The following is a 16,525-nucleotide window of genomic DNA, read 5'->3' as shown; positions in this document are numbered from 1 at the left end:
TAGCGGGTGGTTTAATGATTCGCGACTACGTCGCGAACCAGTCTAAAGACAATAACAAAAAAGGACTATACGAGATATCTCGTATAGTCCTTTTAATTTAGTTGTAAAATCTGCCTGCTAGAACCAGTCTGAATTCACCACCATCAATAACTTACATTCTATGCAAGTTTACCATTGCGTTTACGATTTCTAATTTGTTCTTCTTCAGCACGAGCTTTCAAAGAAAGATCTTTTTCAGTCCCTACATAACGGCCATAGAGTAAGTAGTAAGCGACGAATGCAAGAAGCGCTACTACAACGGTTACGTGGAACATACTTGTATACCCTACTACCTCTTTAATAGCACCTAAGATATATGGCCCAAAACCAAGGCCCATGTCTAAGGCAATGAAGTACGTCGATGTGGCAACACCAATGCGGTGAACCGGAACGATTTTAACAGTTACTGCTTGACCGTTTGACATAAATGTACCGTAACCAAGACCAACAAACACAGCAGATAAGAGTATAAGCCATGTAGAGTGAGCAATGGACAATAAGAAAATGCCAAGTGCTAAAGATATGAAGCAAGGGTAAAGAACGAAGTTTTCCCCTTTCATATCAAATACAATACCAAGTAATGGTCTTGTTATTGTAATAACTACAGCATATACAACAAAGAAGAATGTACCTGCTAAGATAAGATTTAAATCTTTTGTATAGGCTGCCATAAAACCGATAACACCAGAGTATGCAAAACCTACTAGTATAGAAACAAGACTAATAGAGTTCATACGTGGTTCGATATAATCGGAAATTTTAATGCCTTTATGTTCTTCAGAATCAATATCGAGCTTAGGTTCATCAAATTTCATGATAACTGAACCAATACCACAAAGGATGATAAGAGCAACACAGAAGGCGATGATGAAGTCATAGCCAAGGCTATGAAGCATTAAAATCCCCAAGAATGGACCTACCGCAGCGGCAAGAGATGTAGATAAACCATAGTAGTTAATCCCTTCACCACGACGTGACATAGGAATAATAGCGGCTACGATCGTACTTGTAGCAGTCGATGTAATACCGTACGCAAAACCATTTAAGAAACGTACACTGTCGAGCATCAATAAATTAGGTGTATAGAAGTACATGGCTGTTGAAACCAAATAAATTAACAAACCAAGGTACAACATCTTACGACAGCCTAAGATGCTGATAAAACGTCCTGCTAACAAACGAGCAACAACGGTACCAATAATATAAATACCAACGGCCAAGCCAGCTTGACTTGCTGTAGCATGAAGATTATCCTTTGCTACTACCGCAATAATAACGATTAATAAGTAATAAATCAAAAATACTAAGAAATTAATCAAAGTATCGAGGACAAAGGATCTTGTCCATAAGGCCTCTTTAGCCTTATCCATAATATCAACTCCATTTTCTTAAACTATTGTCAACCATTTGCGACAACGATTAATTATAAACCTCTCATTCTAGAAATCAAGAACTAAAATGTTATACAGCTCATTACTTTTATTTATAACAAGATATGTGTAATCAATCATAATATAGATATATCCATTTTTATAACTCACATTAATTTTTGATAATAAAAACACCTTTGATCGTTTATATTATATCCCCGAAGATACGATATAACATCAAAGGTGTTATTTATAACTATTTAGTTAATGACTTTTCTATATAGCTGATACATCTATATGCTTTACATATCTACCTATATTATTTCGTTTTTAATCCACACGCCTTAAAGAAGTTTTTATAAGCTTCAGCCTTTTTAGCAAGACTCAAAGGATACGCACGAGATGTAGATGGTAATCGCGTTAACGTCAATTCACGTCCGTTAAACACAAAGGGAATTGTCTCCCCTGTTTTAGGCAATTTAACCTTTTCTGGTAAAAGACTCAACAAAATTTCCGTAGCCTTACCACCTGTGGTACCGATATGTTTACAGTCGGGAATTTGGTCCAAAACCTCTGCCAATGGTACAGGTTCAACAACCTTAAGAAATGCATCTGATGCATTCCCCTTTTCGCGTATAGCTTTTAATACAGTAGGACAAGAAGCAATCCTTGTTTCAGATAAGAACGCTTTAATCTTATCCGCATCAAAGGCTTTTTCCTCCCCTTTTCTAAAGTGTTCCTTGTCGTCAAAGAATACTAAGCCATACACGCGCCACATATCATTTTGAAAGTTAGGATAATGAAATTCCATAGATCGCTTTTCGGAAGTTGGTGGGAATGTCCCCATCATCATCACCGTCGTATTCTTTGGTAAGAACGGTGGAAATGGTCTAGTTTCAATTGTTTCTGCCACAGAGCATCAACCCCTTTCACAATCTAGTATGAACTCAACTTTCAGCATAATATATGAACTATATCACAAAACTAAATTCTATTAGATACTAGGTAAAACACTAAAAATATTAATAAAACGATAAAGAAATAAGTAAACTACTAGTCCTTATTGACCGATTGGTTGAGATACTAATGTATTAATATGATCAAAGCCTACTGGTGTAGGAGATACGAGATACAAGCATACAACAGCAGCTACAGCAAAGCCAATCGCTAAGTAGGAGAAGCTGCCATGACGTGGAAACTCATACATACCAAAGAGACGAATACCAATAGCCGCACCAATAGCGGTGATCAAGGATGGTATAGAGAAGATATTGTAGAAACCAAATACCACCATAAGACCAGCGTAGCCACCAACTACGGTAATCATCGGTAACATACGGTCCATTGGATTTGGAATGGAACGTGTAAGCGCTGCTGGATAATAAGAGGCTTCTACACCAAACATACCCAAGAACAAGTTGAAGTCAGCCCAAATTGTTTCCCATGCACCTCTAAAGGCATCTCGATGATTGCCTACGTACCAAGCAAAGCCTGTAATAATTAAGATGGCTAAACCAGCGCAGATGAAATAGTATTCACTAGGGATTTTAGGGCCCGCATAAGCACCTACAGCAGTTACAACAGCACTTAAAACGGATGTAACAATAACGCGATGCAAGCGAGGTCGTTTATTTTCAGGAATGCGTTTATACACTGTGGCCAACAGCTCTAATACAAAGCAAGCCATAAAGACTGCAATGCCCGCAGCCGGTGCAAAGAAGGCCGTAACAATGGTCAAAATAAACGGAATACATAAGCGCCATTTAGGGAATAATACAAGATCTTTATAGTCTAAACGAACATCTTGTGTTTCCATTGTAAAGTTGTTGTACACTACAAAAAGTAGCATAAAGGCGATAACATCAATCGCGTTAGCGCCCCAAATCAATAGCGTTGGTACGATAATCATCGACAAGGCTACCCCAGATACACGGGACAAACCAGCGGCCGCTATGCCAAGTAAAAAAAACGGTATTAAAGCAGATATAATTTCAAGCATAATATTCCTCCCATCATTGTATAAATTTAAGTATATAGTATCTACCTCACTACATCAAGGAGAGATATATTTTTTCATGGCTAACCGTTTTCGTACGGCAGAAGCAGAGCACCCCATCATCTGTGCAATTTTAGCAACACCATACCCTTGAGCACGTAAGTTTTTTATTCTATTTTCGTCTAATTCTAATATATTTGAACGAATTTCTATACCTTGCTCCCGTAAATACATAGCCACCGTGGACCCTCGTATACCGTAAGCTAAACCTATATCATCTGTACTCATATGATGATGAATATACAAGTAAGCCATCTCGTCCACCTTTCGAGATGTTTTTGCTTTAAGCGTTGTACACATTCCCATATGACGCAACACATGATGTACTTTCCATCGGGATATGCCATACATACGTGCAATAGAGTCTGACGTATTTCCACTTTTATAGGCCCTACAAATACGTACTGGATCGATAGCTACATTCTTAGTCGAACGCTGACATGCCAATCCGTATTCTTTCATCCGACTTGCCATCGTCGTAATCGATACATCATAACGCTTTGCTAAAGAATGTAATGACCACTTACCTGACTCATATAGAGCTTGTACATGAACCATATTTATATCCTTCTTCAACGGCCTTCGCTCAATATCATATGCCTTCATACGCCGCATAATAGTATCCACACTACACTGGAAATACTCTGCCACCTCGCGAACACTCCACTGTTTCTCTACATATAATTGTTCCAGTAACTGTTTAGGTATAACGCGCACATTACGATACATACTATCACCTTTCCTTGTAGACGAACTCCTTTCCCTATTATTGTGAAAGTTCCATCAAAAAAAGACAATAAAAAAGAGGTTCCTAATAGTCACATAGGTGACCAATAGGAACCTCTTTCCATATGTAATTATATGCACCACATAGGATATGTGCCGTTATAATTGCTATACAACATCTATCCGCAAATAACGATGATCATGAATCACCAATAATCCAGTAGACGTTATGACCAATATTTTGATAGCCATATTTTCTAATGACTAATAAACGTATTGGCTACCCCAACTTAACGATATCTGCGTTCAAGAGCCTTAGGCTTACTCAAGATAATAGACCATTTCATGCCTTCTTTTAGAGCATGATTTGATATACGTTTATGACTTGATGTATGAACACTGGTCGAAGTGATTGGCGAAGTCGTTACCATATTCGTATCAAGGAGTACCTTTCCTTCTTTAGAAGCCTTATCTCGCTTGAATTCTGCCAATCGTTCACTTAAGGTTGGCCCTGTAACAGACTCTCTACTTAAACGAGTTGTACTCGTACTAAAGCCAGTTGATTTACTTGAAGTTTTCTTGGATGAAACATGAGTACCTTGTTGCGTTGTAGACGCTTCATCGTAATGATGCTCGGAAGCTAAAACTGTTTGAGCTTTATCATTACTTGGATGCTCTTCAACATGTGTTTCAGATGTCTCCGAATCATCATATTGAAACAGTCTTCCCCCCTTCGGTCTTAAGGGCGCCTCAGGATGCTGATTTTCAATCGGTCTATTTTTAAATATTTCTCGATAGAAATCATCATCATACAACAAGTCCTCAGGCGAAGGTTCTACAGGCTTTTTCTCTATAGAGATACCATATTCACGTTCCATATCCTCCCAAGTCTGGCCAGAACTCGAACTTTCATAGTTATCATAGTCATCAGACTCTTCTCTATTCTTACTTTTTATAATGGAAAAAGCAATATACGCGATGATACCTAGAACAAATATAGGGTTATGCGAAAAGATGGATAGCACAGAAGACAAAATAGAGTCCATAGCTACTCCTATTCACTATCTGCTAAGTTTTCACGCATTTTAGTGTCTGCAATAATATTATTCATATTGTAGTAATCCATAACGCCAAGATTACCGTTTCTGAAAGCTTCTGCCAATGCTTTAGGTACTTCAGCTTGCGCTTCCACAACCTTAGCTTGCATGTCTTGTGTTTTAGCACGCATTTCTTGTTCTGTCGCAACAGCCATAGCACGGCGTTCTTCGGCACGAGCTTGAGCGATTTTCTTATCCGCTTCCGCTTGGTCAGTTTGCAATTGAGCACCGATGTTACGTCCTACGTCTACGTCCGCAATATCAATGGACAAGATTTCAAATGCAGTACCCGCATCAAGGCCTTTACCCAATACAGTACGAGAGATGTGATCTGGATTTTCTAATACGTCTGTATGCTCTTCAGAGGAACCTACAGTTGTTACGATGCCTTCACCAACGCGGGCGATAATCGTAGCTTCACCAGCACCACCAACGAGGCGGTCAATATTAGCACGTACAGTTACACGAGCACGAACCTTGAGTTCGATACCATTTTTTGCTACTGCAGAGATAATTGGTGTTTCAATCACCTTAGGATTAACGGACATTTGAACTGCTTCCAATACATCACGACCTGCAAGATCGATAGCTGCAGAACGTTCGAATGTCAAAGGAATAGATGCGCGTTCAGCGGCGATCAAAGCATCTACAACGCGGTCAACGTCACCACCTGCAAGGTAATGTGCTTCAAGCTGATTTACATTAACATCAAGACCTGCTTTATTTGCTTTAATCAAAGGCATTACAATTTGAGATGGATTTACACGACGTAAGCGCATACCTACGAGTGTAAAGATACCAACATTAACGCCTGCTGCAAGAGCAGATACCCAAAGGCCTAATGGCACAACATACAAGAACACCATAATCCCAATCAGTAGAATGGGAATCAAGATTAAAATACCTACATCCATAATAACCTCCATTATATACGACGATGTGGTGAAAGCTTAATCGCGCTTTCTAACTATATTGCGGCCGCCCACAACACGAAGCACCACAATAGGTGAACCGGCATCGATGAAGTCCCCTTCGGTTACAACATCCACCAAATTACCATCAATTTTAGCAATACCTGCAGGGCGTAGTGTAGTATGAGCTACGCCTTCTTTACCGACTAAGTCATCTAATACATCATTAGATACATAACCAGCTTTTGTCGTAGATCGTTGCCCTAAGGTAAACAATTTGCCTATCCAAGTCTTTTCAAAGTGATTAAAGAACACGATGATAAGGACAATCAACAAGGCTGTTAATCCTAGTACGGCATATAGCGCCACCGTACCTTCTCCAAGGGCTACATACACCCCCCAAAGGAATGTACAATAACCGATGAGTCCCAAAATACCACCTGGAACAACGAGTTCTACAGCCATTAGGGCAATCCCTATAGCCATCCATACTAAAAACTCCATAGGCCCTCCTCTCTTCAATTAATTTTATACAACTTATATCTCCATTATACAATATAAAGAATAAATTATAAAGATAACCCTTATCATATAAATCTATTTCATATCAAATCTATTTCCTAATACCTCATTTTATATCAAATACTCTTGCTTTATAGATTTATTCAATTAAAATATGATACATATAAGCACATAAAAACGACTACTTTCACAGGAGCATACCTGATTCAGTAGTCGTTATGTATAAATTATATTAGTTTAAAGCTTTACTATTGTCAGTTATCATCGTAAGATGCTATTTCATCAATAGATTTGACAGTAATTATACTTCTGTTTTTTTCAATTGGTCATTACCAACGCCTGTTTTTTGAAGGAGCAATAAGATGATACTCATTGCCATGCCTACTACAGTCGCAAGGCCCATGCCTTTCAATACAACAGGACCTACAGCAAGTTCAGCACCACTAAGGCCTACCACAAGGATAACAGATGTTAAGATCATGTTTACAGGATTTGTATAATCTACCTTGCGTTCTACAAGCATACGCAAACCGGATGCAGCAATGATACCGAACAAGAGAATGGATACACCGCCCATAACTGGTACTGGGATAGCATGGATAAGAGCAGCTACTTTACCTACAAAGGAGATAATCATAGCAAGAACAGCAGCACCGCCGATAACCCATACACTGAAGCAACGGGTGATAGCGAGTACACCGATGTTTTCACCGTATGTCGTATTTGGTGTAGCACCAAAGAAACCAGATAAAATATTCGCAAGACCATCACCGAGCAAAGAACGTTGTAAGCCTGGTTCTTTCATCAAGTCTTTGGATACGATGTTACTAGTTACAACCAAGTGACCTACATGTTCTGCAAATACTACAAAGAGTGCTGGCATAATCATGATGATTGCATTGATATCAAATACAGGCATGCCATAGAACTGCGGTAAGGAGAACCAAGGTGCAGCCTCTACGCTAGAGAAATCAACAACACCCATAAAGGCGGATAATATATAGCCGGAAACAACGCCAATCAAAACAGGGATAACTGCTAAGAAACCACGGAACACAACAGTACCAAGCAAGGTAACAACTAAGGAAAACATAGAAATAAATACAGCTTGGCTGTGGCTCATGCCCAAATCTTGATTACCAATAAGGCCAGACATGCTCATCGCTACTGGTGCCAATTCCAAACCAATAATAGCAACGATAGCACCCATGGCAGCCGGTGGAAATAACTTATCAATCCAACGCGTACCAATATAGCGAACTAGAACAGATAAAATCACAAAGGATAAACCAAATACAACGAAGGCACCTTTAGCTGCCTCATAACCGAGGCCTGCCGATAACACACCAGCTACAGGAGCAATGAAAGCAAAGCTAGAACCGAGGTATGCAGGGATTTTACCTTTACATACGAATAGGTATAACAATGTGCCAATACCATTCATAAATAAAGCTGTTGCAGGATCTACTTTTAATAAATATGGTACTAATACAGTAGAGCCAAACATAGCAAATAAATGTTGGAAACTAAGTGGCAACATACGCCCCCAAGATGGGCGCTCTTGAATATCAATATAATCCTTCATTTTTTCCTCTCACCACAATAAGAACACTAGGTTCCAACGCCATACCCGGTGAGATATAGCATTGGAATTCACACATATATGTTACTCTTATGAAACATAAGAATTACACATCAATTTTTAGGTCTCGGACGTCTACGCGTTGGCCTTCTAGGCTCTCTAGGTCTAAACGGACCAGGCATTTCAGTCTTGTCTGTTTCTTGAGTCGCCTTAGGTTTGAAGCGACTTTGTGTCTCTTCACGCAAGGATGGTAAATCCTCAGCCGTACCAACTTGTTTTACACCTTCTACATTACGGCGACCAACACTAGCTAACAAGCCTATGGCCATAAAGTTCATTAACAATGAAGAACCACCATAACTAATAAATGGCAAAGGCACACCTGTTACCGGCATAATACCGCAAACCATGGCAATATTAAATAATGCTTGTCCACTGATGAGCAAGGTTATACCCATAGCTAACCATCTGCCAAATTCATCACGAGATTTATTAGCAATGCGGAAACCAAAGTATGTAAAGGCTGCTACCAAGAGAACGACAAAGACAGCACCGACAAAGCCCATTTCTTGAGCCCATACAGCAAATGCAAAATCTGTATGAGCCTCTGGCAAGTAAAAGTACTTAGATGTACCTTGCATAAAGCCTTCCCCAAGAATACCACCAGAACCTACGGCCAAAAGACCTTGTACAGTTTGATAGCCCATATCTTGAGCATGAGGCCAAGGATCGAACCAGGACTGAATCCGTTCCCAACGATATGGCGACATACGAGCTGCAATGAAGCCTATCACACCAGCTACGGCAAAGGCACCACCAAAGAATCGCCCATCAAAGCCTGCTAAGTAAATTAGTATGAATGAGAACCCAAAGATTAGTACAGTAGTCCCCATATCTGGTTGCAAGATGGTTAGAACTGCAAAGATGATAGGCCAAACTAACATTGGCAACATATAACCTACCCGTTCTCCCACATAACCTTGTAAATTCGTTAATGGATTATTATATCTCGCTTTTCCCCATTTTCTCATAGTACTCAACTTAGCCGATGTCCATATTATGGCCGCTAACTTGGCAAATTCCGAAGGCTGTATTGATACGGGACCGATAACAATCCACCGGCGAGCACCATTGATGACAGAGCCAGCCACTAGGACTAACACCATACCTATGAGTGTTACAATCATGATGCGTTGCAACATATGTGGCTTTTGTAGTTGTCTATAATCATACCGATATAACACTACACCTATTGCCATTGAAAACAATAGGAACCCCATATGTTTTGTAAAGTAGCCTAAGAGCCCTGTATTTTCGTAAATAGAGCTAATATAGGTGGCACTGAAGATATTCACACTACCTATAATCGTAATGAGTACTATAGGTAAGAGCATACCTTGTAAATCATTTTTAAAGAGTGAGCCCCACCGACTATCCCCCTTATTCGGTGTTTCCATCTTAAGCCTCCTTTTGTACTTTTGGCTTAATTGCTTCTAAGCGGAAAATAGGTTGCCCTTTAGCACTGAACTTCTCTTCATACTCAGTTTTTACATTTGGAAGATCTGTACTATGTAAGTCATAGGTTACATTCTTAAGTTCCCATCCACATTCTTTGAATTCTTCAAGAGAGAACATAAATAAACCTTCATTATCAGTTTTAAAGTGAACCTCGCCACCATCTTTTAAAAGGCGGGCATAACGATCGAGGAATGTATGGTATGTGAGGCGACGCTTAGCATGTTTTGCCTTAGGCCATGGATCACAGAAGTTGATATAGAAACGATCTACTTCTCCAGGCGCTACAACCTCTTCAATGCCAGCGATATCAAAGAGAGATACCTTAGCATTATCACGCTCTGCTTCAAAAATCTTTTGAGCCGCATAATAAATTACGCCAATTTGCACTTCAAAACCTACAAAGTTAGCATCTGGATACGCTTCAGACATGCCTGCAATAAAACGTCCCTTCCCTGTTCCTAGTTCCATATATAATGGACGCTCAGGATGGGCAAATAACTCACGCCATTTGCCCTTGTACTGTTCTTGACCAGACAAAATGATATGAGAGTCATATTCGTGGATAGCTTCATCAATCCACGGTTTTCTACGAAGGCGCATACTTTCTCCTTACATCTATATTAATCATTAATTATATCTATTATTACAGGTCATATACCTATCTTATTAATTATAGAAAAGGGGGAGTTAAACGTCAATTACATTTCCCTTATCGACCATACAAAAAAGACCTACTTCTTTGGAAGTAGGTCTTTATATTCTTAGAAAATCAAAGATTCAAGATTTTCAATTTGATATTTGCTGAGGCCTAGCTCAGATAAACTCTTTTCAGATGCAGCGAATAGATTATTTTTACCTACACGCGTACCTAAAGCTGCGGCAGCGACCAATTCACGGTCCAACTTACCAAGGCGAGAGCGATTACGATTTTGCGGTTTTGGTTTCTTCATACGGAACGTATTGTATTGAACCGCTTCTTTTGTATCCTCATTTTTAGCCTTAGCCAAAGCAGCCCCATTAGTGCCATTCCCCAATAAAGCACTAAGTCCAGTTTGCTTTGGAACCATTTTTTCGTAATCAGCGCCAAACTCAGGACGCTCCTCACGTAATTGATCAAATGTAGCTAATGCTGCATTCATTTGCTTTAAACCAGCAGCAGAGTAAAGTTGACGAATCGCAATACTCACCTCTTGCGGTGTCAACGTACCTCGCTCAATAGCAGAGGCGATTGTACTTTTCAATGCACCTTGATCACCGGATGCTGTATAGCGACCAATATCAACCAAGTCTTTTTGACGTGCATTGAGTTCTTTAGGCGTATATATGTTTATCTCAGATATAGACGGTGCCTGCTTAGAAGGCTGTTCTCCCGCCCCATTAGCCTCAGACATATAGCCACCGGCGACGATGGCCACGGCTAATGTTAAGGTTAATACTTTTTTCAACGTCTTACAATCTCCCTTTTCATTAATACTTACTTATATAATACTGTGATATTTTTGTACATTAACAACAAACTTGTTCTACTGTAATACATACTGTAGATAATATTATATAATACTTCATCTAATTTTTATAGTCCTATTCGAAAAAAATCTATAATCTTTTAACAAATTTTATATTTTTATAAAATATAAAACAAAAAGTAATGCAGTAGAAACAGGGCAAAACCATATTTCTACTGCATTTGTAGATAAAATTATTTATTTAATATTTTATCAAACTAAACGGATAAAATTTGTTTAGCATCCGCCACAATCTGATCTAAAGAAACGCCATTTTCTCGTAATAATTCTGTTGCATCATAACGATCGTGGAATTCTTTAGCAATACCATAGTTTTTAACGCGCACATCAGATGGACCATAGAAACTAGCGATACGTTGCCCCCAACCGCCTTCAACTACACCATCTTCTAAAGTAAATACTACAGTATGATTTACTTTCAACTCTTCTAATAATTCTTCATCAAGACCAGAAGCAAATTTAGGATTTACTACAGTTGCATTAATGCCTACTTTAGCCAATTCATCAGCTACTTGATTAGCGAGATGATAGAAATTACCTAAGCCTAATAAAGCAATACCTTCGCCACGACGAGTCACTTCAGATTTATTTAAGAGGCTATAATCCGTTGTATCTGCAACACCTGTGCTAGTAAACTCACCAACAGGAACACGAATTGCTACCGGATGCTCATGTTGATGCACGGCATACTCTGTCATAGCCAACAACTCTTCATTATTGGTAGGTGCTAAGTATACTAAATTAGGAATACTTGTAAGCATAGGTATATCAAAGAATCCCAAATGAGTGACATCGTTCATGCCATATACAGAGGCCTGGTGATTCATAATAACGGCACTATTATTATTGACGCAAAGATCTTGTACTAATTGGTCATAGGTACGTTGTAAAAATGTACTATACACATTAAATACTGGTTTACCGCCATTTTTAGCAATACCCGAACTCATAGCGATAGCATGCTCTTCTGCAATGCCTACGTCAATATATTGTTTGCCAGCCTCTTTGCGCCGTTCGGAATTAAATCCAAGTCCACCTGGTGTACCTGCAATAATAGCTACCACTGTTGGATCTACTTTGATTTGCTCCATCAAGTAGTTCGCAATCGTACCAACATACGTTGGCCCATTATCTTTCGTTTTTAGCTTACCTGTTTCTAAGTCAAATGGCATAGTCCAGTGGAACTTTTCTTTATTTTGCTCTGCAATGGCATAGCCCTTACCTTTTTGAGTAACAATATGTAACACAATTGGATGATCAATGTCTTTCACATCCTTAAACACATCAATTAATGTTTCTAAATCATTGCCATCTGCTACAAAACGATAATCTAAACCTAAAGACTTGAAAATATTGTTGGAGCTTTTACCATTAGTTTCACGTAATTCTCGAAGACCACGGTATAAACCACCATGATTTTCTGCAATGGATTGGTCATTATCATTGACAATAATAATCATATTGCTATCTAACGTGGCTGCATAATCAAGGCCTTCAAAGGCTTCACCACCAGACAAAGAACCATCGCCAATAATAGCGATAATATTTTCAGAGTCCCCTTTTAAATTACGAGCTGTTGCTAAACCAGACGCTAAAGAAATAGATGTGGAGGTATGACCAATGTTGAAGAAATCGTGCTCACTTTCAGTAGGATCTGTATAGCCTGTTACATCATCGTAATGATTATGATCTAAAAATGCTAAGGCACGACCTGTAACCATCTTGTGCACATAAGACTGATGAGACACATCATATACAATCTTATCTACAGGTGAGTTAAATACATAGTGCAAAGCCATAATCATTTCAGCTGCACCCATAGGAGGGCCAACATGACCGCCCTGTTCAGATACCTTTGTCATGAGGGCTTGACGAGCTTGTGCAGTTAGATCTGTTAATTCAGCAAGGGATAAGCCTTTTAAATCGGCTGGAGATTTCATATCAATTAAATTCATAAGTTTCCTTCCTATTTGTTTTGTGTTACTAACCGTGCTATACTGTATGTCCAGCATGTAACAAATATAGAACTTAAACTTAAGTTTAAGTCAAGCAAAAACATAAAATTTAAATCTACCCTCTAATCATATACATAGATTATATACTAAATATATTACTCCTGAAACTAAATCCATTTACAAATTTAATATGAACCCAAAAGGAGGTCCTATGACATATACTGTTGGCGAAATCGCAAAAAAATTAAATGTGGCACCTTCTACTTTACGCTATTACGACAAAGAAGGCCTATTGCCATTTGTCGAACGTTCTAGCGGAGGCATCCGTGTCTTCCATGACGAAGATATGGATTGGTTAGAATTGATTGAATGCATGAAGCACACAGGCATGCCCATTAAAGAAATAAAGCATTTTATCGACTACTGCGTCGAAGGTGATAGTCGCATTAATGAAAGATTATCTATTATTAGAAATCAACGAGATCGCGTATTACTAGAAATCGAACATCTACAAGCACGCTTGTCCATGCTAGAATTTAAAACATGGTTTTACGAACAAGCTAAGGCTAATGGAACTACTAGCTTTTATGAAAGCTTAACACCTGATGACGTTCCTGTGGAGTATCATAAATACTTTGAACGCAAATGGCGCGCTGATAAAGAAGCCGCCGAAAATGGTGAAGCACCTAAAAAATATAAAGCTGTATAACAAAGAGGAGCTATCCAACGGATAGCTCCTCTTTTACATTACATAATGATTATAGAACCACTAAGATTAGCAACGCTAAAAGGCTCTAAGGTTTATTTATTGGGACTTTCAAATATAGTTTTATACCCATCATCAGTAACAGCAACGATTTGTTCAATCTCCTCTGTAGGATCATCTATAAACGTAAAGCTTTCACCGGCATCAAAGGATGCACTCGTACCACAGGAGGAACTCAAATCGCGTGGCACCGGACGAAGTTCTATATTTGTTACCCCTTCAGGAGCCTCTCGTTTAAAACGAATGGCTCCAAAGTGAGAGTAAAACGTAGCAATATATTTCATAGTCACTCATTTCTAACTCAAGCATTGGCACGTTTTGTATTAACTACAGCAATAATAAGTGCCACTACAAAACCAACACCTACAGCAATTTCACCATTTAATGTAGGGCCTGCACCAGAGGCAGCTAAGCCAAAATTATGAGCGAATGCAGCACCTGCTGCAAGACCGAGCACCGTTACAGCAGAATCAGAGTTACCTTCGCCAGTCATGATCAATTGACGCAATGGGCAGCCACCAAGCAATACACTACAGAAACCTGCAAGTGCCATACCTAGGAAGTTCCACAAGCCATCTGTATGTGCAATCGGTTGGTTTTCAAAGCCAAGATGGAAATTACCAAAGCTAATATTTACAACAAATACACCAATGAGAACAGCTAAATAGCCAAAGATAAGGATAGATTTTTTGAACAAGAATAAATCGCGGAAACCACCAACGGTACAAAGACGGCTAACTTGAGATAAGCCACCTACCACGAGGCCTGCCGCCAATGAAATTAACCAAGGTGCATGCATAGCACCAGGACCTTTTTGACTAAAGAAGATAAATGCTGGAGCCGCTACTACTAAAACTAGCAAACCAACTTGGATAGCAGGCATCATAGCGGACTCTAACTTGCTCAATGCATAGGTACGCTGTAAAGAATAACCTTTTTTCAAGAATATAGTACCAAAGCCGATACCACCAGCAAAACCAGCAATGCCGAACAACGCATTTAAGTCACCGCCGCCAAGTCTTAAAATCATACGAATCGGACAGCCGAGGAACATCAAAGCACCAATCATAACAAAGAAGCCGAGAATAAATCGAATAATTGGAGAAGAACCACCTTTGCTTTGGTGTTCACCACGAATCATAGACAATACATAAGCCCCTAAAATAAGACCGATAATTTCTGGGCGAATGTACTGTACTGGTGCGGCACGATGTAGGCCTAGACCACCGACAGTATCGCGAACAAAGCAAGCAATACAGAAGCCCATATTGCCCGGATTGCCAGCTAGTACGAGGAAGCCTGCAATAGCGCCAATAATAAGGCCTGCAATAATTAAATTTCGTTTTTCATGAGACCCACTCATAATAAACTCCTTTCAAACAAACTACACCACAAATATATGAGTATATACTCCCACCCTATCAAGCATACGACTCATGATATAATAACCATAAATACACCTTGTTATTCATGGAGATTACCTATGGACTATATCTATTTAGATAATGCAAGTACCACGTTCCCTAAAGCACCTAATGTGGCTAATGCCATGGCAAACTATATAACGAACTACGGTATTAATATTAACCGTGGCTCCTATGCTCTCGCCTACGATGTAGAGGATATTATCTATACAACAAGACAACGACTAAATACCTTATTCAACGGCCATGATCCATCGCATGTCATCTTTACGCAAAATGTGACGATGAGCTTAAATATGGTCATCAAGGGCCTATTGAAAGCAGGTGATCATGTACTCGTTAGCTCTATAGAGCACAATGCAGTTATGAGACCTCTTACCCAACTACTGGATAAGGGCATTACCTTTGATATTATTCCTTGTGATGTTACAGGCTCTATTGAAAAAGATGCCATTAAGTCTCTTATCCGTCCAAATACAGTGGCTATTATTACCAACCACGCATCTAATGTATGTGGTACCATACAGCCTATTGAATCAATAGGTGCTATCTGCAAGGCTCATAATCTACATTTCATTGTAGACGCAGCCCAAACAGCTGGTGTTATCCCTATTGATGTGAAAGCATATCATATAGATGCACTTTGCTTTACGGGTCATAAAGGCTTATTGGGACCACAAGGTATTGGTGGCATTATTTTAACCAAAGAAATGGCTCAAATCTTAACACCTCTTATCGCCGGCGGTACAGGCAGCTTTTCACATTTAGAAACGATGCCTACTAACATGCCCGACGCCTTTGAAGCAGGCACGTTAAATCTACCTGGCATTATCGGCCTCAATGAAGGAGTTTCCTACATCGAATCGATCGGCATGGAGAATATCCACAACCACGAACTAGCTTTGACAAAAGCCTTTCTCGAAGGTTTACACTCAATAACTGGAGTTAACATCATCGGCAAACAAGATATCCAAGATAGAACAGCCGTCGTATCCATCACAATTGATGATATGGATGCTGCCAGTATTGCATA

General features: G+C 39.3%; 16 protein-coding genes. 2 read left to right on the top strand and 14 right to left on the bottom strand.

What is annotated here, in order from left to right; translation table 11 throughout:
* Window positions 1–158: 158 nt before the first annotated feature.
* The 12 genes from QZ055_RS03785 to QZ055_RS03730 form a co-directional block, all read right to left on the bottom strand.
* On the bottom strand, window positions 159–1,409 hold the full coding sequence (locus tag QZ055_RS03785) for an MFS transporter (protein ID WP_295824741.1): 1,251 nt from the start codon (window positions 1,407–1,409) through the stop codon (window positions 159–161).
* A 319-nt stretch (window positions 1,410–1,728) separates the two neighbouring features.
* The gene (locus tag QZ055_RS03780) at window positions 1,729–2,322 is read right to left on the bottom strand and encodes a DNA glycosylase (protein ID WP_295824738.1); all 594 of its coding nucleotides are present in this window, start codon (window positions 2,320–2,322) and stop codon (window positions 1,729–1,731) included.
* Between the two features lie 147 nt (window positions 2,323–2,469).
* Window positions 2,470–3,408 (bottom strand): hypothetical protein, encoded by a 939-nt coding sequence (locus tag QZ055_RS03775; protein WP_295824735.1) that lies wholly within the window; start codon window positions 3,406–3,408, stop codon window positions 2,470–2,472.
* 54 nt (window positions 3,409–3,462) lie between these two features.
* A complete protein-coding gene (locus QZ055_RS03770) occupies window positions 3,463–4,194 on the bottom strand; it encodes a sortase (RefSeq protein WP_295805109.1) in 732 nt (243 codons plus the stop codon).
* A 287-nt stretch (window positions 4,195–4,481) separates the two neighbouring features.
* Window positions 4,482–5,237, bottom strand: a complete 756-nt coding sequence (locus tag QZ055_RS03765) for a hypothetical protein (RefSeq protein ID WP_295824733.1) — start codon at window positions 5,235–5,237, stop codon at window positions 4,482–4,484.
* 8 nt (window positions 5,238–5,245) lie between these two features.
* On the bottom strand, window positions 5,246–6,202 hold the full coding sequence (gene floA / locus QZ055_RS03760; RefSeq protein WP_059361546.1) for a flotillin-like protein FloA: 957 nt from the start codon (window positions 6,200–6,202) through the stop codon (window positions 5,246–5,248).
* A 36-nt stretch (window positions 6,203–6,238) separates the two neighbouring features.
* Window positions 6,239–6,703: an NfeD family protein gene (locus tag QZ055_RS03755; protein ID WP_005387820.1), complete on the bottom strand. Its 465-nt coding sequence runs from the start codon at window positions 6,701–6,703 to the stop codon at window positions 6,239–6,241.
* 319 nt (window positions 6,704–7,022) lie between these two features.
* On the bottom strand, window positions 7,023–8,306 hold the full coding sequence (gene uraA, locus QZ055_RS03750; RefSeq protein ID WP_295824731.1) for a uracil permease: 1,284 nt from the start codon (window positions 8,304–8,306) through the stop codon (window positions 7,023–7,025).
* Between the two features lie 110 nt (window positions 8,307–8,416).
* The gene (locus QZ055_RS03745) at window positions 8,417–9,760 is read right to left on the bottom strand and encodes an FtsW/RodA/SpoVE family cell cycle protein (RefSeq protein WP_295824729.1); all 1,344 of its coding nucleotides are present in this window, start codon (window positions 9,758–9,760) and stop codon (window positions 8,417–8,419) included.
* Between the two features lies 1 nt (window position 9,761).
* Window positions 9,762–10,421 carry a tRNA (guanosine(46)-N7)-methyltransferase TrmB gene (gene trmB, locus QZ055_RS03740; RefSeq protein ID WP_105090170.1) on the bottom strand — a complete coding sequence of 220 codons (660 nt, stop codon included), beginning with the start codon at window positions 10,419–10,421 and terminating at the stop codon, window positions 9,762–9,764.
* A 161-nt stretch (window positions 10,422–10,582) separates the two neighbouring features.
* The gene (locus QZ055_RS03735; protein WP_005387811.1) at window positions 10,583–11,266 is read right to left on the bottom strand and encodes a carboxymuconolactone decarboxylase family protein; all 684 of its coding nucleotides are present in this window, start codon (window positions 11,264–11,266) and stop codon (window positions 10,583–10,585) included.
* Window positions 11,267–11,544: 278 nt separating this feature from the next.
* On the bottom strand, window positions 11,545–13,302 hold the full coding sequence (locus tag QZ055_RS03730; RefSeq protein WP_295824727.1) for a 1-deoxy-D-xylulose-5-phosphate synthase: 1,758 nt from the start codon (window positions 13,300–13,302) through the stop codon (window positions 11,545–11,547).
* A gap of 211 nt (window positions 13,303–13,513) precedes the next feature.
* Between QZ055_RS03730 and QZ055_RS03725 the strand changes: the two genes are divergently transcribed.
* Window positions 13,514–14,011 (top strand): MerR family transcriptional regulator, encoded by a 498-nt coding sequence (locus tag QZ055_RS03725; RefSeq protein WP_295824725.1) that lies wholly within the window; start codon window positions 13,514–13,516, stop codon window positions 14,009–14,011.
* Between the two features lie 92 nt (window positions 14,012–14,103).
* Here QZ055_RS03725 and QZ055_RS03720 read toward each other — a convergent pair whose 3' ends face one another.
* The gene (locus QZ055_RS03720; protein WP_295824723.1) at window positions 14,104–14,352 is read right to left on the bottom strand and encodes a DUF3343 domain-containing protein; all 249 of its coding nucleotides are present in this window, start codon (window positions 14,350–14,352) and stop codon (window positions 14,104–14,106) included.
* Window positions 14,353–14,369: 17 nt separating this feature from the next.
* Window positions 14,370–15,431: a YedE family putative selenium transporter gene (yedE, locus tag QZ055_RS03715; protein WP_295824722.1), complete on the bottom strand. Its 1,062-nt coding sequence runs from the start codon at window positions 15,429–15,431 to the stop codon at window positions 14,370–14,372.
* A gap of 120 nt (window positions 15,432–15,551) precedes the next feature.
* Between yedE and QZ055_RS03710 the strand changes: the two genes are divergently transcribed.
* Window positions 15,552–16,525: aminotransferase class V-fold PLP-dependent enzyme (locus QZ055_RS03710; RefSeq protein WP_295824720.1), on the top strand; the 974-nt coding region annotated here is incomplete at its 3' end.

It is taken from the genome of uncultured Veillonella sp., assembly GCF_905209685.1.
GTDB lineage: Bacteria > Bacillota > Negativicutes > Veillonellales > Veillonellaceae > Veillonella.
The sequence above is the reverse complement of the archived record's forward strand: the minus strand, read 5'-3'. Positions and strand labels throughout refer to the sequence as shown.